The following is a 26,079-nucleotide window of genomic DNA, read 5'->3' as shown; positions in this document are numbered from 1 at the left end:
TGTCCAACACACCCCCTTAAAACAGCATGCGCCCGGAAATGCCGGGCTTTACCGATCCGTCCCGGTTGTCGAATTCGGCGATCACCTCAACCAGGCCACTGGCAGCATCGGTGATGGGCGAGACGAACACCACGACCGCCTCGCGCAACAGAGGCTTTTCATCCGCATCATTGAGATCGAGCTTGATGGTGACCTGCCGATCCTCGCGCAGCTCGGCCCCGAACTGGGCCGGAACCGTGCCCATGAAACGCACGCGACTGACATCCACCAGATGCATGACCGGTTCGTTGGCCGCCACGCTCTCTCCGACGTGCAACAGAATTTTTGTGACCACCCCATCCATCGGCGCGCGCAGATGTCGGCGTTCAAAGGCTTCAGCCGCCAGGTCCAACTCGACCTTCTCCCGCTGTTTGGCCGCCTCCAGCGACTTGCGTTCGGAGATGATGGCCCCCAGGGCGATCTCCTCGTCTTCCAACTGCTTGCGCGAAACGCTCCCTGAACCACTCAGACTCCGCAAGGATTTGACCTGTGCGGTCAGGGTTCTCTCCTTGTCACGCAGGTCATTGAGACGTGCCGTATCCGCCAACAGCAACTTGCGCCGTTGCACTTCCAGCTCTTCGAGTCGGCGATCCAGATGCAACAGCAAGTCACCCTGACGAACGCGATGCCCCTCCTTGACCATCAGGTTCTCGATACGACCCGCCACCGCCATGCTCAGCTTGATGTCGCGCAGCGCCTGGGTGACGCCAGGGGCGGACACCTGAACGGCAGTCGCCGCGACGGCCAAACCGCCACGTCCCCCAAAAACGACCACGCCCACCAAACCGACCAGTACCACCGAACGGACCAGAACCGTGGTCCACCAGGAGTGCCGGACATCCCCCGTAAACAAAGAACGCGACATGGACGGCGAGCCTCAAAGACCATTCATCGAAAACGATCCATCAGGGTTCCCTGAGCCGCCTCAAACAAGGTTTGAGCACGGGCGAAACCAACCTGCTGCTCCCGCAACGACAGACCCGCATTGACCACGCGCTCTTCGCGCAGCAGAATCTCGCGCATGTCGCTGCGACCTTCGGCAAATTTGCTCCTCTCCACCGCCAGTTGCCGGGTTTCGCGTTTTTGCACCTGGTCCCACAAATTCCAGCGCTCCGCCATGCTCTTGCGCATGCCGAGCGTGGTGTCGATATCATTGGCGATCTGCACCTCAACGGCCTTGAGGTTCAACAGAGCCTCTTCGCGACGCAATTGCGCCGCCTTCAGATCGGATTCGGCCTGGCGGTTGGAGCCCAGGGGCGCACTGAACTGCAACCCAAGGGTCCAACTGGGGTAGTCGGACATGCGATTGGCCGCCAGGGCACTGTTGGCCGTATACTCCAGGCCGTTCAGACCGTAACTGCCCACCAAATCGATACGGGGCAGAGTCTGGTTCTTGGAGTAGGCCAGTTGGATGCCCTCCCGCTCCACCTGAACCTTGCGCATCTGGAAATCTTCGCGTCGTTCCAGGGCGATCCGCAATGTGGCATCCGCATCCACCGGTTTGTTCTCGACCGTGGGCAGCGCATCGCTGGCCCGAATGCCTTGCTTGGCATCATCCAGCAGGAGCATCGTGCGCAAACGGTTTTCCCGTTCCTTTTGATTTTGCAAAGCCTCGCTGTGGGATGCCTTGTAACGGGCCAACGCATTTTCCACTTCCGATATGTCCGATTCGGACAAGCGCCCCATGCGGTGCAGGTTCTGGGCTTCGTTCAGGAGTCGCTCCCCCGTGCGGATCTTCTCGGCCTCGGACGTGACGCGCAGTTGGGCCGCCACCAGTTCGTAATAAGCGACGATCGCCTCGGCCACGACGCTGGTTTCGGTGTCGCGTTGGGTCAATTCAGCCGCGGTGGTGTCCAAACGCGCCACATTGAGTCGCGCCTCGGTGACCTCGCCACCCGCATCCCGGGCCAGAGGCTGGGTGAGAGATAAGCTCGCCACACTGCGGTTGTTGTAGGCGTCCGACGGACGCAAGGGATCCAGACGATCCGTGTTGGTCAATGAGCGAGAAAGAGAAACCTTTCCCTCCAGCTTGGCACCCGTCATGGGCACGAGTTGGGTCACGCCCACGCTGAAATCATTGCCTTCGCGCTCATAAACGCCCAGCCCCTGCCGGGTCAACTCTTCTTCAAAGGTGTTCTTTTGCCGACTCATGCCGCGCATGACGGAAGCGCTGCCAATGGGCTGGAAGGCGCCGGCGGCGCGATCGATGCCCGTGGCGGCGACATCCGCCTCGCTCTTTTTGGAAAGAATGGTTTTGTTGCTGGCGCGCAGCCTGGCGACGAACTCCGAAAGGCCCATCGAGATCACGCCCCTCGGCGCGGTTGCCTGAGACCCGGTGGCGGTCTGAGCCCAGCTCATGGGGGCAGTGCCTACCATGAGTGCCAACGCGGACGCGGCAAGCAGCATGCACCTGCCGCCAGATTCCATTTTATCGTTCATTATTGCCATGTGCATGCTCCATTTCTGGCCGTCGTTCGCATAGAAGCCTCTCAACCGCATTACTGGATGGTTGCCCCGACTGGCGGCACATCCACAACGGCTGGTTTCTTCAGGCTGGCCAGACGCTCGATTTGCAACAGGGACATCAGATGGGCATAGATCGGAGTCAAATAGCCTTTCTGACGCAGCTCCAAAAATTTCTGATCGGAAAAATTGTTCAAACGGTCCTCATTGATCACGTAGCAGCCGGTGATGTTGCGTACCTGGTTGGCCACATTGACGCGCATGTTCATGGGGGTCAAAAGATTGTTGTGCACCAGAAACCGACTGAACTCATGGGTAACCTGGTCCATCATCTGCAACTCGCCCAGATAGCGTTTGACGTTTTCGATGACCTGGGTCGGATTGCCCGCCTCATCGAACATGGGCGCTCCTTCGGTATCGCTCAGCAAGCTGCTGGCTTCGTCCACACACACGATATAGCGATCCTCTTCAGCCGATTTGCTCAGGGCAAAAGGATAGCGACGAATGATGGCCGGAATGTAGGGAGCAGCCCAGTTGCCCTGACTGTCAACAAACAGATTCTCACCCGCGTCCAGCCCCAACAGGGCCACGGGGCGGAATTCATCGCTGGCCTTGTCTTCCAGGAAGAGCACCGGGTAGAGGGGGGCGGCGCGGACAAATTCGTGGGTCGTCAGATATGCCAAATGGAAGTTGGATGCAAACTTGAAATCATTGATGATGCGAACTCTTTTCCCAGCATGACGATCTTTGTTGACCGGAACAACCTGCTCAAACATTAACTTAGCCTCCCATTTAAGATGCAAGCGACGAATAATTTCAATTTTGCAGGATATCCTATAAGAAACCTGTTGACATCATTTGAATTTCCATGGCTTATTCTATACAATTGACCACTGGTCAAAGCTGGCTGTATGTTTATACTCACTAAATGATAACCATCAAAGCCGCCCATTGCCAGAAGAAATATCGAACGGTATTTTTTTCAGTTTATTGATAAACCGGACAATCCTCCACTCCCCACACCTCCGCGATCCGCCATCCAGGTGTTACCATGCTATTGAAACTTTCTACAGTTCTTAAACTGCTTCCGGTACTTGGACTGCTCGGTCTGCTGATCTCTCCCCTCCATGCGGAGGATAACCTGACCAACCTGCGGCGCGCCGCGGAAAAAGGCAATGCCACGGCCCAATGCACCCTGGGTGTGCTGCATTATATTGGTAGAGGGGTGGTGCAGAATTATCAGGAGGCGCTGCGTTTGTTCCGATTGTCGGCAGAGCAGGGCCATGCTGCGGCCCAGTCCAACCTTGGCGTGATGTACCTGCAGGGCAAAGGGGTTGCCCAGGACTTCAAGGAGGCGGAAAGGTTATTGCGCCTGGCCGCCAACAAGGGCCACGCAACCGCTCAATCCAATCTTGGCATCATCTACCTGCATGGCAAGGGGGTCAACAAGGACTTCAAGGAAGCGGCCAAATGGTTCCGCATGGCCGCCGATCAGGGCAAGACCTCGGCGCAGACCCGGCTTGGACACCTGTATGCCCTTGGCCAGGGCGTTGCCAGGGACGATGTCAACGCCCACATGTGGTTGAATCTGGCGGCCAGTCGTGGCGACAAGGAAGCCATCAAACTGCGTGAAACTCTGACCAAACGCATGCACCCGGACCAACTCGCCAAGGCCCAGGAGTTGGCCAAGAACTGGCAGCCTTCCCCAACCCTTGCAGAACCTCGCGACAAACGCCCCCCGATCGAGCAGGAAATTTAAGGCTCTTCGCTGTTTCACGTGGGTTGATTTGTGGCAATAGAAATCAAATGGAACCCGGGAAGCATAAAGTGGGCGCTCCACCTTTGCGAGTGGCCCTCAGCCCCCGGACCCCCGAACGGCAAGGCAGGCCGCCAAAAACCGGCTCCGCCGGCGGCCCGCCTTGCCGATGGTAACCAGGGGCTCCACCCCACCCAAAGGTCGTTCGTCCATTTATATTCCCGGGTGGCTACCCACGTGAAACAGCGACGAGGCCCTTTTGTAAACGGGCGCACAAGGTAACGGCAAAGTCGTGAGGCTCCACCCGGCACCCCCGCTGGGGGCGGCAACCATCCCCTGACCCCCGAAATAGTGGGAGCCTGAATGGTTACCTGACCTGAACGGTCATCCCCCCATTTCGCAAGTTACTCAGGTTGAAAGATATAATTTGGTTTCAGCCAGTAGACCAGCAAAGGCAGCACGGTCAACGAGGTGAACACATCCACCACCAGTGCCTCGCCAATATAAATCCCGAGACCCCAGGTGTTGCCGAGTTCAGTACCCAACAGGGGGATCAGACTCCCGAGCAGCACCATCACCGACACAATGACCGCCGACCCGGAAGAGGCCAGGGTGTTGAACAGCGCCTCTCGCCACTCACCACCGGACATTTCCATCTCTTCCTTGAGTCTTGAGACCATGTAGATTGAATAATCCACCCCCAATCCCATGGCAATGCTCAGGGTCACCAGATTACCGAAATGGAGATTGCCCGACCAGTTGCGCATGGCGGTAAAATAACCCGCCAGTCCGTACTGGGTGAACAAGGTGATGCCGAGCATCACCGTCAACAACAACGAGATCGCCCAGTTCCGGAACATCAGGCCGGTGATCAGAAAAATGACCACGCCGGTCTCCAGGGGAGAGAGCAGCCAGTTTTCCATGCTGACCTCCCGGGTGGCTTCGGTGGCACCCAGGAAGCCACCGATTCCGGGAGCCAGATATTGGGGACCGGGTTGCGACAGTTCGTTGGTATCCCCGGAGGTGTCGCCGTTGCGCAGGCCGAAGTTGACCTTGCGGAAGCCGACATCGTTTTTGTGCGCTTCGATGTAGGTCTGAATATCCAGGACCACCTTGTGGGTCAAGGCCGGATCCATGGTATTCACAAAGCCCAATAAAACCCCTTCGTTCCAACTTTTCGAGTCCACGAATGAATCCAGGTCACCCTGACTGGTCATCATTGCCAACAGGCCATTGTACAACGCGATCATTTCGTTGGGATTGCGCGTATCATTCGGATCCGCAGCCTTCAGGTAGGCGGTATCCGGAATGGCGAAATGGGCCATATTGGCCTTTTCGCCCGGTTCCGTGGACAACAACATGTTCACGAGTTTGAGATATTGGGCATAGGAGCCGGTAAAACCGATGGAGGGGTGCTTGCGCATCCACTCTTCCATGCGCGCCAGATCTGCCATGACATCTGCGTCGTTGAAGATCCCCTGTTCGCCCATGGTCTCCGGGTCATGGCAGTTGGGGGGAGCGGCGCCATCCTGTCCGCAACGGGGTTTGAGGGGATCCTTGCCGCGAATCGGAATGTTGAGCGAAATCACACCGGGCATGATCTCGCCCAGCCGGTTGATCTCCCGGATAACCCGTGAATCCTCCTTGAAAGCGGCGTGGGCGTAGTTGATCCCCTTTTCCACCCCAGGCATGAGGTCATCCCGGGTGCCGTGCAGAATACCGGTATAGTGAACCGACAGCAGCAGCAGTGCTGCCACCACGCCGATTGGGATCCAACGGGTGCCTCTGGTGAGGAAGTTGGTCAGGGTGCTGGCGATGTGGCGCTCCTTGCGCCAGTTGTACTCTTTTTCCGACTGGCTGATACCGGTTGCACGCATGGGGAACATGACCAGCATCAGAGGAATCAAGGTCGTGGTGGTCAACAGAAGGGTGATCAGGCCAAAGATGCCGAAGTAGGCATAGTCCTTGTAAAACGAGATATCGACCAGTCCGAGGGTCGCAAAACCGGCCACCCCGGTCACCACGCACAGCGCCGCAGGGATCAGGGTGTGTTCGATCGCCCGGATCCCGGCCTCTTCGGTATCCCCCCACTCGTCATGCTCCTGCATGTAACGTCGGGTCACCTGGACCGCGTGACCCATGCCGATGGCCAGGAGCAACATCGGCGTCAAGACCATCATCGTGGTCAGCAGGAATCCGGAAAGTCCCATGACCCCCATGGTCCAGACAATCGTGGTCAGCACGCCATACATCGGGAAGAGGGCGCCATGCCAACTGCGACACTCCCGGAGCAGCATGAGAACGACGATCACCAGGGAGAGTGCGTACAACCACCAGTGATCCACCAAGTCGAGCAGCATGTAGGAGAGGAAATAGGGTTCGCCGGCCACCAGGATGCGAATCCGGTCATCGTGGGTATAGGGTTCCAGCTCTTTGAGCAGCGTGCGCACCCAGGAGAGATAGTGCTCTTTGACGCCGTCGTCGTAATCGGCGATGACGAAGGTGCCACGTGTGGTGCAACCGCTTTGACCGTAGACGCACCGTTTGCCGTTGGCATCCTCCTGATAGAGCAGCATGGGTGCCATCACCGGGTTCTCTTCCAGACCGGTTTTCAGAAAAGCCAGCTGTTCTTCCGCGAGTTTGGCATCCTTGGTATCGATACCGGAGGTCGGGATCAGCCGTTTGAAGACCAAGCCATTGGCATCCGCGCCCATGAATTTCACTTTCTGGGCTGCCAGGGAGAGAAAGTTGTTCGTCCGGGAGTTGGGCAGTTTTTCCAGCTTGTGGTGGATCTCCTGCACCGTATTGATCAGCCAGGGTTGGTAAATATCCCCCTGTTTCATCTCGATGCCTACCACCATCAGGTTGCCCATGCCGAAATGGGATTCAGCGTACAGATTGGTTGAAACATACCGGTTGCTGAAAGGCAGCAAGGTATCCGGATCGTTGCGAATGTCCAGATACTGGATCATGGGCGCCAGAAACAAGGTGACCAGCAGCACACCCCAAAAGATCGAGCGTCGATGGGCCATGGCGAATTCGGCGTAATGGCGGCTGATCGATTTGGACATGTAGTCTCCTGTTTTGAAGAGGAAATCGACATAAAGGGGCCGTCGGACACCCGGCCCCATTTGCGAATGGGATGGAAACAGGCGCGATGGGGGGAGCCCCCCATCGCCCTCCGACCCTGCAACTCCCTAAGGGCGCCTCAGGGTGACATCATGTCAGAAAAGGTACTTCAAGCCGACCTGAACGTTGCTGCTGTTCTTGAACTGACCGAACATCGTATCGGCATTGCCCCAGTAGTTGTTGACCTCTGCGGTACCGATGACGGCATTGGTAAAGCCGTATTCGACATCAAACCGGTTCCAGTAGCCACCACTCTCTTCGGCAATGGTGATGTTGTTGACTCGGCCCTGCTGTTCGGCACCGAACGGCTTGGAGAGGAACAGGGAGACAAACTCCCGGTATTTTGCGCCCTTGCGCAAGCCGTTGCTCAGGTGCAAGGAGGCCTGATCTGCGGTGTAACGTCCCGAATTGGCACCGTTATTGCCCCCCTCATCCACATAGTCCAGATTGATGAACTGGATGAACTGTACGTTGAGCATCAGGTTGGTGAAAAACGAGAAGTCCGCGCCCAGAACATATTTGAACATGTCGGCATCTTCCATGCGCATGCCGCCCACCAGATCACCATAGCCGAGTTTGGTGCGATCGATGACCGACACCTTGGTATCCTTCTGGTAGAGAAATTCACCCCGTCCGACCACCGGACCCAGGGCCGCAGTGTCAAACGTGGTGTCGAAGGCCGCGCCCATGCTGTGGATGCGATTGAGCTTCTCGGTGAAAAGCAGGGTGGGGGCTTTGCCTGCCGCACCGCCATATCCGGGCAGGGTGACGGTGGTGGTCGGACCATTGGCACCCACTCCCGCGACCGTGACCGGGGTCAGAGTTTCGTCGTTGGCGCCTTTCCACCTCATCTCGATGTAGGGATTGGGATCGTAGTGCCACAGATAATTGAGCGAGTAGTTGAAATCCCGTCCCAGGGTGCTCTTGTAGCGCAGGCCGAGATTGGGGGCGACCTCATCGGGATAGTCGCGCACATAGGCGGTCTTGGCATTGACAAAGGCGTCGAAGGTGGCAAACGTGGCGTTGGACATGTACTCGAACACCGAATTGGGATGATTGGGATCCCAATTGGCGGTTCCACCGTCGATCAGGTTGGTCTTGCCGCTGATGCCCCCTTGCGCAGCTGGACCGTAGACCATGCCGTTGAGTACGTTGGCCCCGGTGGTCCCACTGCCCATGGCATTATTGGTGTTGGCAAAATCGTTGACGGTCATGTTGGTGATTTGGCTGAGCTTGGCACCTCCGAATTTGCCCTGGATATCAGCCAGGTTGTAAAACGAATTGGAGATGGCCCCCATTTCCGGCACGATGTTGCGGAAGCCGTTGACCGGTCCTGTGATCGAATCCACCCCCTTCATGATGAAGGGTTGACCCGCGTCGCCGTTGGCGTTCAGACCCGGAATGCGGCTCTCGTGGCGTTGGGAAACGACAAACTGGAGATTATCCTTGGAGGTGAGGCTGAGATCTCCCTTGGCCATCCAGACCGTCATGCGCGACTCATCCATGGTGTTCTGGTTGAATTCGCGCCAGTCGGTGGGATTGATGATGTCCAGCAGTTTGATCCCATCCGCAGTACCCCACACCAGTTGTTGCTTGCCAACGCGCAGATCGAATTGATTGCCCAGCTTGGAGTCGATGTACAGCTCGCGCAGCGCATCCTGTTGCGAGTAGTTTTTATGCCCCCGATACCCGTCAACCGCCTCGGAGTCGTAGACCGCATCGAACTGAGCATGCAGTTTGGCGTTGGGCAGCAACTCTCCGTTGACGAACATCACCAGGCTGTTCTCGAACTTGGAGACCTCGGCGGAATTGTGTTCACGGGTATCGGAAACGCTGCTGCGTTCGCCGATCACCGGGCCGCTTTTTTGAAAAACGGCGGTTTCATTCTTGAGATAGCCGGAAACTTCCCATTTGGAGAGGTTCGCACCGGTTGCGTCTCCGGCAGAAACATCCATCGTCACCATGGGGATGGCGCAAAACATGGAGAGAGTCAGAGTTTTCTTCATGGTGGACTTCCTTGCTTCCCTAAGAGTGAACGCCTGAATTATCGATTGATTTTGCTCAAGGTCTGCTCACTCCAGAGCCCCTCTTCCTTGGCAGTGTTCCACTGCGCCACATCATCCGGAATGCTGGCCATGGTTTCGTGATTGGTGACGAAATTGCGTCCATACCAGTAACGCCACTTCAAGGCGCGCAGGTCGGAGAGTCCCATGGGGGCCCAGTCGCGGTCGATCACCTTGATTTTTTTGTTCTCCTTGAAGAACTCGGTGCGATAGTCGGCGAAGCTCTGGGTATCTACATAACTGATGCGGTAGTCGTACCACCAGTTTTTGAATTGGGTGGTGCTTTTGAGCTTGTAGACCTCGCGCCCCTTGTGATTGCAAGCCGGTTTATGCAGATTGGCCAGATTGCCCTTGGCCTGGGCAGGGGTCAACTCCATGGCCATCAGGCAGTCGTTGAAGCTCTCCTTGCCCAGCAGTTCATGGGTTTCGTGGTGCGGCTTACGCAGCGTAACATCCTCGAAGGTGAAATCCGTGCCGCCCCAGGCATCGTCGAACGCCGGTTGGGCAAAACGGCGGATTTTGCGCAGGGCCGGCAACCAGATGGAGTAGGCCTGGCTTTTGGCGTCATCCACGAAATCCACGATCAACATCCCGGTTCCATTAAGTTTTCCGGAGCGGAAAATGGCCAGATCCTTGGCCTTGGTCTCGCCATCGCTGTATTCGTTGTTCAGATACCGTTCAACCGTGTTGATCATCGGCTCCTCACCCATGCCACGGGAGGCGATCACGGTGATGCTGCCATTCTGTCCCTTTTCGATGGAGAAATTTTTGACGGCGTAAAAATGATTGACGTAGTAGACCTGTTTGGCGACCTCTTCCGCGTTGGGCGTCCCCTTCGGATAGGGCAGATTGCGTGGCACGTTTTCGGCATGGGCGGACTGAGAAGCCAGCAACAAGGAGCCTGCCAATAAAAAAATCTTGATATTCATAATGATGCATCCCTATAGAATCTTGTAAGTGAAGGTGTTTTGGAAGTTTATTCTATGGCCAAAAAAGAAACAAGCAAAGACTGTAAAATATGCAAATTTTTTAAGCTTGCGCTTTCTGATCAGGTTATTTTCGAATATTTTGGGTCAAACTTGAACCCATTTCACAGCGTCAGCATGGCAAAATTTCCATTCGTGCGGACATTGGACGGTTTTGACTTTGAAATTCAGCCTGCCCTGGAACCCAAACAAACCCGCGAACTGACGGCCTGCCGTTGGGTCGGCAATGGCGATGCGGTGTTACTGCCGGGTTCTCCAGGTGTTGGCAAAACTCATTTGGCGGTAGCCCTGGGTCGGGAAGCGATTGAACGGGGTTATTCAGTGTTGTTCACCACGGCGCCGTTCTTGGTGGCGACTTTGGCCAAGGCGCACCTGGCAGGACGACTGGAAGAAAAAATGAGCCCGTTTGCCAAACCGAAACTGCTGATCGTGGATGAACGGGGCTATCTGCCTTTGGAAGCCAATGCAGCTTATTTGTTTTTTCAATTGGTTTCAAAACGCTACGAGCGAGGCAGCATGCTGGTGACCCGTAATCGTGGCGTGGGCGAATGGGGAGAAGTGTTCGGCGATCCCGTTGTGGCGACAGCCATTCCGGGATCGCCTCGCCCCAACTGGCGCGCGCCACCAAAAGATTCCGCCCGTTCATCTCCCACCATCCGCATGGCATCGCTGCCCGGACCGCATATTTCGTTACGTTCGGGTCAAACACGAACTTGGTGCGCATGGTCATCGGCGCCAGCGGCCCGGTATCCGCGCCCGGCAGAAACCGATAGCGACCATCCGTCTCCAGCCGCAGATATCCCGCCTTGCTCAACCGTGTCAGATACCTGCGCGCCGAGGTCTCCCGCACCGCCACCTCACCGGTCGAGGCGTGGATCGCCAGCTCGCGCGCGGTGATCCTCCTCGCCGATCAGCACGATGGTCGCCCCGCCCACGTCGTGCAGCGTGCGAATCACATCCTGGAAGTTGAAAAAGGATTGCTCGCGTTTCCAAGGATTGAAACCGAATCTTTAGGTTAATGTCATCTCTCCTCCTTCCCAGGGAAGGGGGTCAATTCTTCGTGTCGCCAGGGGGTCAGTTTCTCATGTCGCCTGACAGCCAGGAATGGCCATGGGAGGGCGGGAACGGATGCGGTATGTTCTCCGAAACCGTTGGGTAACCTTTGAATTCATTGTGAGTTTTTGGCAGAGGATGCCGGAGAATCGATAACCGAAGAATTTTAGATAAAACTAAATGGCGGAGGAGCAGGGATTCGAACCCTGGGTGGGGTTACCCCCACAACGATTTTCGAGACCGTCCCATTCAACCGCTCTGGAACTCCTCCGCGCGCCGGTTCGGATCGGTATCGCGTCTTATCGTTAATCGCCGACCGGAAATGACATTCTACCCCACCCGATCCGTTTTGGCAAGCATTTTGACACCCGGCGCCGTGGATCCGGACCATGACCGCCAGAGAACGTGTCACCTCCGCCGGTACACGGTTCCCATTCGGGCCGGTTCGTGGCATGATGCACCCCCCATGAGACACACCATCCTCCCCTCCCCGCTCTTCGTGCACGTCTGGCGACGCCATTTCCTGGTGTGGCGCAAGAACATCGCCACCTCCATCGTCGGCAACCTCGGAGAACCGTTCCTCTATCTCCTCGGCATGGGCTACGGTCTGGGTCGCTACGTGGAAACCATGGGCGAAATCCCCTATGCGGTCTACCTCACCGCCGGCATCCTCGCCTCCAACTCCATGTATGCCGCCACCTTCGAGTCCATCTACAACAGCTTCACCCGCATGACCCGTCAACAAACCTTCCACGCCATGCTCGCCACCCCGGTGAGCATCGCCGATATCGTCGCCGGCGAGGTGACCTGGGCCGCCACCAAATCCCTCCTCTCCGGATCGGCCATCCTGCTCGTCGGCTGGCTCATGGGCTCGGTCACCGCACCCACCGCCCTGCTCGCCCTGCCGGTGGTGCTCCTCTCCGGTCTCGTCTTCGCCTCCATGGGCATGGTGGTCACCGCCACCGCGCCCAACTATGATTTCTTCATGTATTACTTCACCTTGATCATCACTCCCATGTTCCTCTTCTGCGGGGTGTTCTTCCCCGTCGATACCCTGCCCCTCCCGCTCACGCTCGCCACCCAACTCCTCCCCCTCACCCACGTCGTCGCCCTGATCCGTCCCCTCACCACCGGACTGCCGTTCGAATACCCGCTCTGGCACCTCGCCGCACTCCTCGCACTCCTCGCACTCTGCTTCCCCCTGGCGGTAAATCGTATCCGAAAACGCATCATCGTTTAAGTTCCCGTCCCAACCTGCCGATTCATAGGTTGCGGAGCGTCATTCGTGGCCAAACCAACTTGGCATGATGGGTGTATCCCCATCGCCACCACCGGTGAATCGCGCCTTAGAGTGCGACATCGGTAAAAAAAATTTGGCGAACGCAACAGGATTCTCTTATAATCGAGGGCTATTTTGTACAAGGGTCCAAGCGGGTCGCATCCCGCGCCGATCCAGCCCTGTTAATGAAAAATAGAGGAGAACCACACACATGGCTGACCTGTTTTCCGCACAATGGATGAACCGCTTTCAAACCGAATGGAACAACGAATCGGAACTGGCCGATGCCTTGGCCAAGATCGGTTTCAACTCCACCATCGCCTACGGCATCGATGGCGAAGACGCACCGCGCGGGGTGCTGGTGATCGAGGGGGGCAAGGCGGTCAAGAGTGGCGCCTATGCCGGAGAAGAGGTGAACTGGGATCTGCGCGCCAGCGAAGAGAGCTGGAACAAGTGGATCGAAAAGGGGCTGGGCATGATGGGGCTGGGCATGGCCTACACCACCCGCAAGCTCAAGTTCGAGGTGGGCGACTATGGCGCGATGATCAAGGATCCGCGCATGGCCGGCCCGTTCATCAAGTCGTTCACCGTCATGGGACGGGTATAAAAATCTCATAATTATCGATGGTTTGAACGCCCCGACCTCTTCACGGAGGTCGGGGTCTTCATCGCCAGTCAAGGGGGCACGCACGTCATGACAAACCAAAAAACGTTCATCGCGCTTCTCTCCGCGTTCATGGTGACATTGGCCGCTCCCCAGACGCGCGCCGATGGCAACATCATCACGGTCGAAGCCGGCTCGATTGGTTCCACCACGACGTTGGGCGGTACCGTGGTCCCCTTCAAAGAGGTCGCCTTCACCGCGCAGATGCCTGGACGGGTCGAGTACATCGCCGGCGTGGAGGGTGACTGGTTCAAGAGCGGAACCGTCCTGGTGGCCCTGGACAACGATGACCTGCTGGCCATGCGCCGTTCGGCCCAGGCGGCCCTCGAATCCGCGGATGTCAACTGGAAGAATGCCCGGGTCCAGTATACCCGTCAGGTCTACAGCGGCTCGGATTACGGCGGCGCCGACAACACCGGCATGGCCATGCCGCGCATGTGGGACTACATGGTCACCCGGCCCATGTCGAGCATGATCGGCATCGACAACCCCGAACTCACCCGGCGCGCCCGCATCTACAATCAGGGCTCGCAGATCGATCAGGCCTACGCGGGCCGTACCCAGGCCCAGGCCAAATTGCAGGAACTCGAGGCCAAGCTGCGCGACACCAAATCGATCGCCCCCTTCTCCGGCGTGATCGTGGCCAAGCACATCGAAAAGGGGAATACCGTGCAACCCGGCATGCCCCTTCTGACCTTCGCGGACACGCGCCATCTTCAGGTCAAGGTGGACATCCCGGCCCGATTGATGCCCGGCGTCCAGAAGGATATGATCATTCCGGCCAAGCTCGATGTGGGAGACACCCGCATCGAAACCAAGGTGGCGCAGATCTATCCGATGGCCGATGCCCAGCGGCACACGGTGACCGTCAAGCTCGATCTGCCCAAGGATGCGCCGGGCGGTCCGGGCATGTACGCCGAGGTGATGATCCCGGATGTCACCACGCCGGTGAAAAGCATGCCGATCGTGCCCAAGGCTGCGGTCATCTGGCGTGGCAGTCTGCCGGCGGTGCTGATCGCCCCGGACCACAAGGGGGATGAACCCCAACTGCGCATGATCCGCCTGGGCGGCTTCGTGGACGACAAGTCGGTGAGCGTGCTGTCGGGTCTGTCGATCGGCGAGCGCATCCTGGCCACCCCGCCGAGCGGCATGGCCACAGACTGGAGCCCCTCGTCCACCAATCCCGCTGGCAAAAAGATGGAGAAGCAGCACTAGAACAACGTGCGGGGAACGCCCCGCGCGTTCCACCCGTGGAGCCCCCGTCAAAATGGGTTCCACGGAGCGTGCCCATCCGGAGCGACCTCGGCAACGCATGTCGCTTCACCCCTTAAAGACCTCTCCCAAAGCGGTGGCCCCGAACCCCGAGCCCCGGAAGCGCGAACATGACGACATTCCACAAAGATTCGCTGCCCCCTCCCCCGACTCCCACCACCCTGACGCACAATCTCGGGGTGGCGGGTTCGATGGCCAAAACCTTCATCCACTCGCCGCTCTCGCCGCTGCTGCTCTTTGCCTGTCTGGCCATGGGGATCATGGGATTGATCCTCACCCCGCGACAGGAGGATCCGCAGATCTCGGTGCCGATGGTGGACATCTTCGTGCGCTACACCGGTGCATCGGCAGATCAGGTTTCCACCCTGGTGGCCGAACCGCTTGAGCGGATCATGAGCGAAATCAAGGGGGTCAAACACGTCTATTCCGCCTCGTTGCGCGGTCAGGCGATGGTGACCGTGGAGTTCGACGTGGGCCAGGACATGGAGGCATCCCTGGTCAAGCTCTACGACAAGCTCGAATCCCACATGGATCTCATCCCGCCGGACGTGACCAAACCCCTGGTCAAGCCCAAGGCGGTGGATGACGTGCCGGTGGTGACCCTGACCCTCTGGTCCAACGACGTGGATGACTCCTCGCTGCGCATCCTGGCCCTGGACGTGCTGCAGAAGCTCAACGAGGTGGAGAACGCCAGCCAGAGCTTCGTGGTCGGCGGGCGCCCGGAACAGATCCGGGTCGAGGTCTCCCCGGAACGACTCAGCGGCTACGGCATCACCCTGGACCAGATCGCCCAGACGATCCGCACCGCCAACAGCGAAAAGGGGTTGGGCAGCGTCGAATCCTCGGACATGGGTTTTCAGGTCTACTCCGGCGCCTTCTTGAAGAACGCCCATGACGTGGCCCGTCTGATGATCGGCACCCACGGCGACCAGCCGATCCGGGTGCGCGACGTGGCCGAGGTCTTCTCCGGTCCGGAGGAGACCCAGCGCATGGTCACCTACACCACCGGGCCGGCGGCGGATCCGAACGGTCCCACGGCCAATCAATCCTCGGCGGTGACCATCGCGATCGCCAAGAAGAAAGGGGCCAACGGCGTCACCGTGGCCAATGGCGTGCTCGCCAAGATCGAGGAGCTGAAAGGACGCCTGATCCCCAAGAACGTCAACGTGGCCGTGACCCGCAACTACGGCGAAACCGCCAACGAAAAGGTGAACGAACTGCTCTTCAAGCTGCTGGTGGCCACCATGGCGGTCACGGTGCTGGTCTGGTTCGCCCTCGGTTTCAAGCCGGCCACCGTGACCCTGATCGTGATCCCGGTGGTGATCCTGATGACCGTCTTCGCGGCGCTCATCATGGGATACACCATCGACCGGGTGAGTCTGTTCGCCTTGATCTTCTCCATCGGCATCCTGGTGGATGACGCCATCGTGGTGGTGGAGAACATCTACCGGCGCTGGCTGATGGAGGACAAGTGCTGCCATCTGATCTCCATCGACGCGGTGCGCGAGGTGGGCAATCCCACCATCCTGGCCACCTTCACCGTGATCGCGGCGCTTTTGCCCATGGGCTTCGTGCGCGGCATGATGGGCCCCTACATGCTGCCGATCCCGGCTTTGGGATCGGTGGCCATGCTTTTTTCGCTCTTTGCGGCCTTCATTTTCACCCCGTGGCTGGCCCAACTCATCAAACCGAGCATGCGCTCTCTGCACCACCACTCCGACAAGGAGATTAAAAGCTCGGAACGGCTGGAGCAATTTTTCCGCTGGATCATTCCCACCCTGCTGGACAGCAAGGTCAAGGGGTATGGTTTCCTGTTTCTGCTCATCGGTCTGTTCTTTCTGTCCATGCTGCTTTTCTACACCACGGACGTCACGGTAAAGATCCTGCCGCTCGACAACAAGCCGGAGTTCAACGTGGTGATCAACATGCCGGAAGGGACGGCCATGCCCAAGACCACCAATCTGGCGCGGCGCATGACCCAGGCGCTCAAGACCCAGATCCCGGAGGTCACGGCGCTGCAAACCTACGTAGGCACCGCTTCCCCGTTCAACTTCAACGGCATGGTGCGTCACTACTATCTCCGTCAGGATGCCTGGCAGGCCGATATTCAGGTGCAACTGCTGCACAAGAGCAAACGCAAGCGCACCAGCCACGACATCGCCATCGAAGCGCGCAAGCTGCTCACCCCAATGGCGCGCGAGGTCGGGGCCCACATCGAGGTGGTGGAGATGCCGCCCGGACCGCCGGTGTTGCAATCCGTGGTCGCGGAGGTGACCGGCCCGGATGCCGACACCCGTCGCAAATTGGCGCGGGACATGGAGGAGATATTCAAGAAATCGCCCTCCCTGGTGGATGTCGATACCTACATGCGCGAGCCTTACGACATCTGGCGCTTCGAGGTGGACACCGAAAAGGCGGTACGCCGCGGCATCACGGTGGAGGCCATCAACCGCAACCTCGGCATGGCCATGGGCGGGGCCCAGGTGGGCGACGTGAAGCGCGGCAGCGTGCTCGAGCCGACCTACATCGTGTTGCAGGTGCCGATGGGGGTGCGCTCCAACATCTCGAGCCTGAGCGACCTGCCGCTGGTCAACCCGCAGGGCAAGATCGTGCCCTTGGGCGAGTTGGGACGCTTCGTCAAGCAGCCCCATGATCCGATCATCTTCCACAAGGATCTGCGCCCGGTGGAGTATGTGACCGCCGAGGTGGAGGGACGTCTGGACGCGCCGATCTACGCCATGATGGACGTGGAGGCGATGCTCAAGAACTACACCGCGCCGGACGGGGTGAAGATCACCGGCGAGATGATGGGACCGCCCAAGAGCTACACCCATTCAGCCTTCGAGTGGACCGGCGAGTGGGTGGTCACCTATGAAACTTTCCGCGACATGGGGCTGGCTTTTGGCGTGGCCTTGATCCTGATCTACATGCTGGTGGTGTGGGAGTTTGGCAACTTCGTGCTGCCGGCGGTGATCATGGCGCCGATCCCGTTGACGCTGTTGGGGATTCTGCCCGGTCACTGGCTGCTGAACGCCAAGTTCACCGCCACCTCGATGATCGGCTTCATCGCCCTGGCTGGCATCATCGTGCGCAACTCGATCCTGCTGGTGGACTTCGCCAAGCAGGAGATCATGCGCGGCACCAGCGTGCGTGACGCGGTGATCCTGTCGTGCAAGGCGCGCACCCGGCCCATCATCATCACCGCCCTGGCGCTGGTGGCCGGATCGAGCGTGATTCTGGGGGACTTCATTTTCCAGGGCATGGCGATTTCGTTGTTGTTCGGCTCCCTGGTCTCGACGCTTCTGACCCTGCTGGTGATTCCGCTGGGCTGCGTGAGCGCGAGCCATGCCTTTGTTGATCCGGAGCATCTGCCCCCCTCGCGTGGTGGCGGGCGACTCGACGGCGCCTGCGAGGCCGACCTGCCCCACGCCTCGGCTCCCAAGCCGGGGGTCAAGGTGACCAAAGCCCCCCGGACCGGCATTCTGCTCGCCATCTGGCAGCTTTTCTGGGGATTGATCTTCCGACCGAAGAAACCCAAGGTCAAAGCCAGGCCAAAACCGGCAACTCCCCAGCCGATGGCACCCGTGGTGCTGGATCCCGAGCCGGTCGCCGAGTCCGCGTCGGTGGAGAAGGCGGTCGATCCCTCCCCGGTCGCCCGGCTGGACGACTCCTCCGCCCCCGCATCCAAGTCGCCCCAGAGCCGCGACCCGTCGCCCGATCCCAAGGTCGAACCGGTCGAGAACGGTGCCGAGGAGAACAGGCCGAAACCGGTGACCAGGCGTGGGATTCGCTTGAAGAGCGACCACGGCAAGACGGACGAACCGCGCGGGGACGGTTGATGAGGGGTGGCGCGCATGGCGGGGTGGTGGTCGCGATGACGGCGATCGGCTGCGTGATCGCGGGTCCGCTCTGGGCTTTTGGCGAGGAGAAGCCGGTGACTCTGCCGAACCAGCAGAGCGCGCCATCCGAGCGCGGAGGCGGTTTCCGTTGGTGGGGAAGCCCGGCGGATTCCGGTGATCCTGGATCTGAAAAACCGTTGAATCTCATGGATGACAGCCTGTTTCAACGGGCCGAGGATGCACCTCCGGGCCTGCCAGCGGCGCGGACGCCGGGCACAGGCAAGGAGGAGAAACGTCGTCCCCCGCCTGGAAAGCGCGGCGAGGAGGGCCGACAACCGCCCGTGGCCGAGAGAAAACCCTTGGAATCGGCAGCGGAGCGGGGTGTGGAGGGAGGTGGACGTGGCCTGTCCAGGCGTACGGAGTTCGGGCCAGGGATCTCTGGCGGGGTCAAGGGCGACCATGCCAATCCGCCGTCCAACGAACGGCTGGAAGAGGGTTTTTTAAGCGGTGCGGATCCTCTGTTCGCGCCGCCTCCGCCGGTACCGAACGGACGCGGACGTCCCGCCGGCCTGGAACCGCCGGGCGCTTCGGGCGAGATGCCGGCGCGCGGCGTTTTGATGCTGCCGACGGGTCCCCTGAGCGATTCCGCCCCTTCCGGGGATGGTTGGAATCCCGGCAGTGAGTGGTATGGGCAGGACGGCAATCCCTGGAGATGAGGCCGATGGAATCGTCGATGCGTCAGATGGGTTGGTGGGGAGTTGGTGGCACGCCGAAGGGCGTCACCCTGTCGTTCGCGCTGGTTTTCGGGGTCATGGCCGGATGGTCGGCCCATGTCTGGGCCGAAGAGGATACCCAATGGAATTCCGGGTTCTATCGAGTCGATCCCGAGCGTACCCCGTTCAAGATCCGCCCGCCCGCCCCGCGTCGCGACTACGAAGAGGATGATCGCGGCATTCAGTGGCGCGAGGGACGACGGGATGATGCGCCCCCTCCGTCCGGCCAGGCGCGTGGCTGGGGGCGGGGTTGGAATGATGAATCGCGCCGTCCGAGTCGTCCCTGGGGTCATGTCCCCTCCCAGTGGGAGGAGTCGGGTGGTCCGAATGGCGGGGGTGGTCCGAATCGTTATGAAATGGAGGAGCGTTCTTCCTCGTCTGCCGGGGATCGTCCCCCTGTCAGCGAGCGATGGAATGACGGACCGGCCCGCTCCCGTGATTCCACGGGCTCCCGATCCGGCTACCGGGACGATCCCCATGAATCGCGTGGTGGCTCGTCGCGTTGGGATGGCCCCTATCAGCGCGAGTATTCGCGGGGCGGCGGTCGTTGGGGCGACGGGGGGTATCGGGAGCGTGGGTATGACGACCGGGATCCAGGCCCGAACGGCTACGAGGATGAGCGGTTCCGGAATGACGGACGGACATTGGGACGCGGCTCCGGTTCCTCCGGCGGTCGCTATTGGCCCGAAGAGCGCTGACGGAGCCCTGGCGTTGACGCGAGCCTTGTGGTTCGTGGTGTGTTGCGCCTTGGGCGGGCTTTTTGTCCTGGCTGTTTCTCAACCTCCCTCCCCTACTCCCGCCATGCGACCATGCCCAACTTGAACCACTCCGCGCGTCGCCATCGCCATCCGTTCCTGGCCCGCACCCTGCTGCTCGCGTGGGTTGGGTGGGCCTTGAACGCCCATGCCGATTCCACCCCGATTCCCTTCTCCGCAGAGGTCACCCGCTCCCGACCCGAAATCGTCCAGGAGGGGGCCAGACCTCCGGTCCCGTCGGCCCGTGGCGCCTCGCCACGGGAGGTTCCCCAAAAAAAATGGATCCAAACCCGTGGAAAACTGTTCGTTTCCCCGGATGGGGTGCGTGGAGAGTCGCAACGGGATGATATCCCGGTCGTCATGATTCACCTCGCCAAAGAAAAAACTTTATGGATACTTTTGCCAAAACAAAAAACATATTCCGAGCGCAAAGGTGTCAGCCAAAACCGACCTCCCCTGCCCGATGATCCAGATGGACCCTGCCGACGCGATAAATCGCTCATCTGTCGTCAGGTTGGAACCGAAAAAATCGATAGTCGGCAAACCATCCATTGGGAGATCTCGCAACGCGGTCCCGACCAGCGTGAAATCCCCCAGGCCCATCTTTGGATCGACCCTCGGCTGGGAATCGCCATCCGGGAACAATACATGGATGGTTTGCAAGTCGAACTTTCCAACATCCAGGAGGGCACTCAACCTGTGGAACTGTTTCAAATTCCCAAGGACTATCAAAAGCAAGCGCCTTGACATGGCATCCAGGAACCTAAATCTGACTTTTTTGGTCAAAAAAATGAGCCGACGATGAAAATTCCCTTGCAATCGTCCCGGAATGGGTATATTAGAAATTCATCATATACGAATAATAGCTGCGGAGGGATTTCTCCCCTGGTTTCGTCACTGAATAAATTGATATCATGGGTCGATAAACGTATGCTCGAAGCACGATTTTCGAACCAACGATCCAGCGGTGACTCCATGAGGATCTCTCTGCGTTATCAAAACTTAGTTTTTGCCGCGACCATCGGACTGTTTTGGATGGGTCCGACGGCGGACGCGGACGCCGGTAATCCCATCGCAGAAGTCATGCCCTCCGTACCCGGCATGTCCGTCACCCCTGGCATGCCGGGCATGCCCGGGGTGATGGGCGCCACGGATCAGGGTGACGCCACGGAGATGGGACAACGCATGGGCAAGTTCATGGGCTCGTTCATGCGCGAAATGAAATCCCCGCAGGAGCAAAGCGGCGAGGGATGGCGCGGGGAACCGCGCATGCGGGAACCGGTGGATGGACGCCGGAGCCATGAATATGACCCGGCGGCACGACGTGGCGAGTCGCGCGAGATGTATCGTTACATGCCGCTGTACGATCCATGGGGTGTCGCCGAACGGGGTTCACCCTATCCGGAGTGGGAACTTTGGGGCGGAAACAGTCCCTATCCTGGCCGTTCCCATCCGCCTGGTTACGGGAATCCCTGGAACGACCCAGGATCTCTCGGCTGGGCGGCCACCGGCGACTGGGATCGGGGTCGCGGCTACTACGGGGCGGGACTCCCCCCCTGGGATACCCTCGAGCCGCCACTGGATCCGCGCGCGGAGCGGCGTTGGCATGACCCCTCCTACTACGAGCGTCCGCGCCTGGGGCCGGGTTATCGACTGCCCGAGGACGAACCACAAGCCGCCCCGCGTTCCTACCGTCCGTGGAGCGACGGTTATCGCCGGGGCAGTTGGTGGTAATGGGGTGGCTGGAAAATTCCGGACCGCCCGACACTACTCTTGATGACAAGGAGTCTTGGGACATGCAGAGATCCGCGCGTATTCTGGCCTTGGCCGGAGTCTTGACCGTTCTGGGTCAGGCCCTCCCGGAGAGTGCGTCCGCCTGGTGGGGTCCGTGGGACAACGGCTGGGGCAACAACGGCTGGGGCAACAACAACAGCTGGTCCAACAACGGCTGGGGCAATGGCAACGGCAACGGCAATGGTCGCGCCCGTGGCAATCTGACCATCACCATCGATGGCGACATGGACGGTTGGGCGAACAATTTGTGGAACAATGGCTGGAACAATGGCAACGGCTGGAACAACGGCTGGAACAACGGCAATGGATGGAACAACGGCTGGGGACCCAATGGGGGCAGTCCCTGGAACGGTGGGCCAGGCGGTTGGTGGCCCGGCAACTGGGGACCCGGCAACGGGCCCGGTAACTGGGGACCTGGCGGCTGGTGGTAAAAGTTTGACGTAAGGCAGCAACGATTAGCCCTCACAATCACATACTAAAGTGGAGATTATCATGAAAATTGGAATGAAGGTGCTGGCAGTGGCGGTTCTGTTGGGTGCTGGCGCGCTGCTGACGGCGCCGGAAGCTTCCGCATGGTGGGGAAATGGCCCGGGTTGGGGCAACAACAACGGCTGGGGCAACAACAACTGGGGCAACAACTGGGGCAACAACGGCTCCGGCAACGGCAATGGCCGCGCCTCCGGCAACTTCGGTTTCAACATGGGCGGTGACGCCTCTGGTTCCGGCAACAACAACATGAACAACGGCTGGAACAACAACATGAACAATGGCTGGAACAACGGCTGGAACAACGGCTGGAATCCCGGTTATGGTTATGGTCCGGGTTGGGGCGGCGCTCCGGGTGGTTGGGGTGGCGCTCCGGGTGGTGGTTGGGGTGGCGCTCCGGGTGGTTGGGGTGGCGCTCCGGGTTGGGGTGCTCCTCCGGCTCCCGCCGCCGCTCCCGCCGAAGCGGCTCCGGCTGGCAAGTAAGTCAGGCTTGCGCGTCCATACGTTCTCTGGAACGTATCCTGCATGGGGGCGGCCTTTGGGCCGCCCTTTTTTTTGCCCTGGAACTCCAGGGTCGGAAGGGTGAGGGGGGGCTGCCCCCATTCGGTCGATTCGCCGTGAAGCTCCACGGTCGGGGGGGGGAAGGAGCCGATCCCATCGAGTCTGCTTATCACCGCCACTTGACCAGATCCATAAGTGGAGACTTGAATTCTTGATAATTATTGCGTAGATTGGAAGATCCTGGAAGACAGCTCCGTCAGTTGGAGCTACGATCAACCCAAAGGCGGTCAAGGAACTCAATGAGGCGCGGATGATCACCGTCGTTGGCAACCTGAAAGGCGGCTGTGGCAAAAGCACGATCACCTTCAACATGGCGGTCTGGCTGGCGCGTCGTGGCCAAAACGTGATCACCTTCGATCTCGATCCCCAGGCCACCTTGAGCGATGCCATCGAGGTTCGCCGCGAAGAGGGGGTCCAACCCGACATCAAGGTCTATCGTTCCGAGAGCGACCCAGCCCGCATCATGGCCCATCATCAAGGCGAGGTGCTGGTGGACGTGGGCGCCTCCAACCTTTGGGCCATGCGCCAGGCGATCGCCCAGGCGGATCGCATCATCTCCCCGGTCCCGCCGAGTCAGGCGGATGTGTGGTCCACGGCCCGTTTCCTGGACATCATCAAGGAAACCGCCTCGTCCCGGAACAAGCGACCGGAAATTTATCTTTTCATCAACCGCGCCGATACACATCCCATGCTGCGGGAGTCGGACGAAACCGAAGCCGCCCTGGGCACCTTGCCAGGGGTGACGGTTCTGAAAACCCGCATCGCCCAGCGTACCGCCTATCGACGCTCGTTCAGCGAAGGGCGCGCGGTATTCGAACTGTCGCCCAGCGGCAAGGCCACCCAGGAGTTTCTGGATCTGATGGAACCGCTCTATCCAGAACTGGTCTCAACCGGCAAGCAACCGGTGACGCGCACATCCAAAAAAGGAGCCTGATCCATGTCGGACACCGTCACGCCGCGGGAACCTCCCCAGGACCCCATCAGCCCGGACAGCATGGACGGTCAAAAAGCCGCGCCCAAAATCAAATCCATGCCGCCCAACATGCCGATCGTGCCTGCCGGACGTTACCGGGAGTGTGGCGAATGTTCGGCGATGATCCTGTCCGAGTTCGCCAAAAGTTTCGACAAGAGCGCCCGTCGTTGGGAGTTGATCGTCTATCCGTCGCTGTTTGCCTTCATCATTCTGGCGATGTATGGCTTTTTCCTCATCTACAGCCTCACCCAGGACATCCGCACCATGGCCTCCTCCATCGACCCGAAGATGGGGGTGAACATGGGGAGCCTTTCGAACCACATCGCCATGCTCTCCAACAACATCGAACTGATGTCCACCCATCTCGAGTACATCAGCGACAACATGGAAACCATGTCCGTGGATCTGCAGAACATGGCCGAAAACATGGAGAACATCACCGATTCGGTCAACGGCATGAACCAGAACGTCGCGAGCATGAACCAGAACGTCACCTCGCTCAACGGCAGCATCAAGAACATGGACAAGAGCATGACCGACATCAACCAGAAGATGAGCGTTCTGGCGCCGATCAATCAAAATGTCGCGGCCATGGGACAGGCGGTGCATGCCATGACCGGCGCGATGAACGTGATGAGTTACGACATGAACAGCGCGTCGCGGCCCATGAGCTTCATCAACCGCTTCATGCCGTGGTGACGCCCCCTCCAGGGGGGGACTGGACCGGATAGACAGGACGGTTGGTCGGAAAAACGGCGACCGGATGGATGGGACGGTTGGTCGGAAAAACGGCGACCGGATGGATGGGACGGTTGGTCGGAAAAACGGCGACCGGATAGACAGGACGGTTGGTCGAGAGGACGGCACGACGGCGCGCGCAGGACCGAAGCATCAGACCGGATCGATGCCCGGCATGAGGAAAGATCGGGGAGCTGGCAGGCGGTTGGCGCGGCAAGCTCCCCGATGTCGCGGGGGAATTCGGAGCGGCGTGGCAACCGGTCTCAATACGGATAGGCGAAGATCCCGTAGTAGTAATCCACGTAGCGTTGCACCCGTTGCAGGGAACTCGGACTGATGCCCTTGAGGTTCGTCAGATCCTTGACGCCGCAATGGGTGGTCACGATGTCGTAAACGTGGGGGGTCTGGCGCAGGAAGTTCACTTTGTCTTGCAGTGCCTGGATTTCACGGCTCATGGTAGTCTCCTTCGAGGCTTTGGGGAAGCAGGTTTCAGGGATGATTAATGCAATGATCATGCCGGCTCGACGGAACACCTCCACCGCTGCCTGAGGTCCATGCATGTACGCGATCGCCATCTACAACAACAAAGGCGGCGTGGGCAAATCGACCTTGACCGTGTTCATGGCCGATTTTCTCGCCTCGCTGGTGATTCGTGATCGTCCATTGCGGGTTGTGGTGCTTGATCTGGATCCTCAGGGGTCATGCGGGACCGCGTTGTTGGGACAGGACACGCTGGAAGAGGCCCGTCGGAGCGGCCTGACCTTGGGGGATCTGGCGCGGCGCCTGGATGCCGGACAACCGGTGGCGATCGAGAACTATCTGCACCGTCGTCCTGCGACGCCGGTCAAGGGACGCGCCACGGCGATCGGCGAAGTCGCGGTGCTGGTCTCGGACAAGGCGAGCGGATTCGCCTTCGAGGTCAATCCCCTCCATCGTCTCACCACCCTGCGTGAGAAGCTGCGTCCCTTTCTGGCCACGCGCTGCGACATCGTGCTGATGGATCTGCCCGGCAACATCGACGAGCGCAATCTGTTGGCGGTGAACGGATTGATCATGAGCGATTCGGTGATCACCCCGGTGGAGGTATCGCGCTTCTCCCTGGAGGCGCTGCCGAACACCCTGGAGATGATCCGCTACGCCCGTGAACGCGGCGGCGGGGAGCGACCGTTCTGTCTGGGCATGCTGCTCAACCGCGCGGACAAACGGGGGCAACAGTATCAACGCAACATCGGACAGGTGCATGCCCTGGCCGAACGCCTGGGGATTCCGGTGTTCGAAAACGTCCTGCCCAATGCCCAGACCCTGACCGCCGCCACCGATGACGGGAGCCTGGCCGGATCGTTGCGCGAGCGTTACGGCCATTATCACGCCCATGTGAAGGCCGTGGTGATCGAGGCGTTCCGACGCTGGAACGCCGTGGAGGGGTGAAAACGGCCTGGATTGGTCTCCCTGGTCA

The 26,079-nt window shown here is 59.5% G+C and carries 23 protein-coding genes and 1 tRNA gene; 15 read left to right on the top strand and 9 right to left on the bottom strand.

Annotation, left to right across the window (positions count from 1 at the left end; all coding sequences use genetic code 11):
- Positions 1-16 precede the first annotated feature (16 nt).
- From ACOY6C_RS00785 to ACOY6C_RS00775, 3 genes are all read right to left on the bottom strand, one after another.
- Positions 17-904 (bottom strand): efflux RND transporter periplasmic adaptor subunit, encoded by an 888-nt coding sequence (locus tag ACOY6C_RS00785; protein WP_420903569.1) that lies wholly within the window; start codon positions 902-904, stop codon positions 17-19.
- Positions 905-927: 23 nt separating this feature from the next.
- Complete coding sequence (locus ACOY6C_RS00780; protein WP_420903568.1) at positions 928-2,397, bottom strand: TolC family protein; 1,470 nt, start codon at positions 2,395-2,397, stop codon at positions 928-930.
- A gap of 140 nt (positions 2,398-2,537) precedes the next feature.
- Positions 2,538-3,305 (bottom strand): SapC family protein, encoded by a 768-nt coding sequence (locus ACOY6C_RS00775; protein ID WP_420903567.1) that lies wholly within the window; start codon positions 3,303-3,305, stop codon positions 2,538-2,540.
- A gap of 248 nt (positions 3,306-3,553) precedes the next feature.
- Here ACOY6C_RS00775 and ACOY6C_RS00770 point away from each other — a divergent pair, with 248 nt between their 5' ends.
- Positions 3,554-4,261 (top strand): tetratricopeptide repeat protein, encoded by a 708-nt coding sequence (locus ACOY6C_RS00770; RefSeq protein WP_420903566.1) that lies wholly within the window; start codon positions 3,554-3,556, stop codon positions 4,259-4,261.
- Positions 4,262-4,662: 401 nt separating this feature from the next.
- On the opposite strand, the gene ACOY6C_RS00765 is transcribed toward ACOY6C_RS00770, so the two are convergent.
- From ACOY6C_RS00765 to ACOY6C_RS00755, 3 genes are all read right to left on the bottom strand, one after another.
- Positions 4,663-7,329, bottom strand: coding sequence for an efflux RND transporter permease subunit (locus ACOY6C_RS00765; protein ID WP_420903565.1), 2,667 nt, complete (start codon positions 7,327-7,329; stop codon positions 4,663-4,665).
- 153 nt (positions 7,330-7,482) lie between these two features.
- Positions 7,483-9,393 carry a DUF1302 domain-containing protein gene (locus ACOY6C_RS00760; RefSeq protein ID WP_420903564.1) on the bottom strand — a complete coding sequence of 637 codons (1,911 nt, stop codon included), beginning with the start codon at positions 9,391-9,393 and terminating at the stop codon, positions 7,483-7,485.
- Positions 9,394-9,431: 38 nt separating this feature from the next.
- The gene (locus tag ACOY6C_RS00755) at positions 9,432-10,379 is read right to left on the bottom strand and encodes an outer membrane lipoprotein-sorting protein (RefSeq protein ID WP_420903563.1); all 948 of its coding nucleotides are present in this window, start codon (positions 10,377-10,379) and stop codon (positions 9,432-9,434) included.
- 54 nt (positions 10,380-10,433) lie between these two features.
- Between ACOY6C_RS00755 and ACOY6C_RS00750 the strand changes: the two genes are divergently transcribed.
- Positions 10,434-11,333: an ATP-binding protein gene (locus ACOY6C_RS00750; RefSeq protein WP_420903562.1), complete on the top strand. Its 900-nt coding sequence runs from the start codon at positions 10,434-10,436 to the stop codon at positions 11,331-11,333.
- A gap of 337 nt (positions 11,334-11,670) precedes the next feature.
- On the opposite strand, the gene ACOY6C_RS00745 is transcribed toward ACOY6C_RS00750, so the two are convergent.
- Positions 11,671-11,760: transfer RNA gene (locus ACOY6C_RS00745), tRNA-Ser, on the bottom strand.
- Positions 11,761-11,955: 195 nt separating this feature from the next.
- On the opposite strand from ACOY6C_RS00745, the gene ACOY6C_RS00740 reads away from it, so the two are divergent.
- The 12 genes from ACOY6C_RS00740 to ACOY6C_RS00685 all read left to right on the top strand — a co-directional run bounded on the left by ACOY6C_RS00740 (position 11,956) and on the right by ACOY6C_RS00685 (position 24,584).
- Positions 11,956-12,729 carry an ABC transporter permease gene (locus ACOY6C_RS00740; RefSeq protein ID WP_420903561.1) on the top strand — a complete coding sequence of 258 codons (774 nt, stop codon included), beginning with the start codon at positions 11,956-11,958 and terminating at the stop codon, positions 12,727-12,729.
- 250 nt (positions 12,730-12,979) lie between these two features.
- Positions 12,980-13,375, top strand: coding sequence for an SCP-2 sterol transfer family protein (locus ACOY6C_RS00735; protein ID WP_420903560.1), 396 nt, complete (start codon positions 12,980-12,982; stop codon positions 13,373-13,375).
- 87 nt (positions 13,376-13,462) lie between these two features.
- Positions 13,463-14,647, top strand: a complete 1,185-nt coding sequence (locus tag ACOY6C_RS00730; protein WP_420903559.1) for an efflux RND transporter periplasmic adaptor subunit — start codon at positions 13,463-13,465, stop codon at positions 14,645-14,647.
- A gap of 248 nt (positions 14,648-14,895) precedes the next feature.
- Positions 14,896-18,543 carry an efflux RND transporter permease subunit gene (locus ACOY6C_RS00725; protein WP_420903810.1) on the top strand — a complete coding sequence of 1,216 codons (3,648 nt, stop codon included), beginning with the start codon at positions 14,896-14,898 and terminating at the stop codon, positions 18,541-18,543.
- Positions 18,543-19,259: a hypothetical protein gene (locus ACOY6C_RS00720; RefSeq protein WP_420903558.1), complete on the top strand. Its 717-nt coding sequence runs from the start codon at positions 18,543-18,545 to the stop codon at positions 19,257-19,259. The genes ACOY6C_RS00725 and ACOY6C_RS00720 overlap by 1 nt, the downstream gene beginning before the upstream one ends.
- A 5-nt stretch (positions 19,260-19,264) precedes the next feature.
- Entirely contained in the window at positions 19,265-20,014 is a 750-nt protein-coding gene (locus ACOY6C_RS00715) for a hypothetical protein (RefSeq protein ID WP_420903557.1), read from the top strand.
- Between the two features lie 417 nt (positions 20,015-20,431).
- Positions 20,432-20,818 carry a hypothetical protein gene (locus tag ACOY6C_RS00710; protein ID WP_420903556.1) on the top strand — a complete coding sequence of 129 codons (387 nt, stop codon included), beginning with the start codon at positions 20,432-20,434 and terminating at the stop codon, positions 20,816-20,818.
- Between the two features lie 336 nt (positions 20,819-21,154).
- Positions 21,155-21,805, top strand: a complete 651-nt coding sequence (locus ACOY6C_RS00705; protein ID WP_420903555.1) for a hypothetical protein — start codon at positions 21,155-21,157, stop codon at positions 21,803-21,805.
- 62 nt (positions 21,806-21,867) lie between these two features.
- On the top strand, positions 21,868-22,296 hold the full coding sequence (locus ACOY6C_RS00700) for a hypothetical protein (RefSeq protein ID WP_420903554.1): 429 nt from the start codon (positions 21,868-21,870) through the stop codon (positions 22,294-22,296).
- Positions 22,297-22,357: 61 nt separating this feature from the next.
- Complete coding sequence (locus tag ACOY6C_RS00695) at positions 22,358-22,834, top strand: hypothetical protein (protein ID WP_420903553.1); 477 nt, start codon at positions 22,358-22,360, stop codon at positions 22,832-22,834.
- A 328-nt stretch (positions 22,835-23,162) separates the two neighbouring features.
- Positions 23,163-23,846 (top strand): nucleotide-binding protein, encoded by a 684-nt coding sequence (locus ACOY6C_RS00690; RefSeq protein ID WP_420903552.1) that lies wholly within the window; start codon positions 23,163-23,165, stop codon positions 23,844-23,846.
- A 3-nt stretch (positions 23,847-23,849) separates the two neighbouring features.
- Complete coding sequence (locus tag ACOY6C_RS00685; protein ID WP_420903551.1) at positions 23,850-24,584, top strand: hypothetical protein; 735 nt, start codon at positions 23,850-23,852, stop codon at positions 24,582-24,584.
- On the opposite strand, the gene ACOY6C_RS00680 is transcribed toward ACOY6C_RS00685, so the two are convergent.
- The gene (locus ACOY6C_RS00680) at positions 24,571-24,777 is read right to left on the bottom strand and encodes a hypothetical protein (RefSeq protein ID WP_420903550.1); all 207 of its coding nucleotides are present in this window, start codon (positions 24,775-24,777) and stop codon (positions 24,571-24,573) included. The genes ACOY6C_RS00685 and ACOY6C_RS00680 overlap by 14 nt on opposite strands.
- A gap of 109 nt (positions 24,778-24,886) precedes the next feature.
- Positions 24,887-25,078, bottom strand: coding sequence for a hypothetical protein (locus tag ACOY6C_RS00675; protein WP_420903549.1), 192 nt, complete (start codon positions 25,076-25,078; stop codon positions 24,887-24,889).
- A gap of 103 nt (positions 25,079-25,181) precedes the next feature.
- On the opposite strand from ACOY6C_RS00675, the gene ACOY6C_RS00670 reads away from it, so the two are divergent.
- On the top strand, positions 25,182-26,051 hold the full coding sequence (locus ACOY6C_RS00670; RefSeq protein ID WP_420903548.1) for a ParA family protein: 870 nt from the start codon (positions 25,182-25,184) through the stop codon (positions 26,049-26,051).
- Positions 26,052-26,079 lie beyond the last annotated feature (28 nt).

The sequence above is a fragment of the Candidatus Magnetaquiglobus chichijimensis genome (assembly GCF_045865675.1).
GTDB classification, from domain to species: domain Bacteria; phylum Pseudomonadota; class Magnetococcia; order Magnetococcales; family Magnetaquicoccaceae; genus Magnetaquiglobus; species Magnetaquiglobus chichijimensis.
This window is presented reverse-complemented; position numbering and strand designations above follow the sequence as displayed.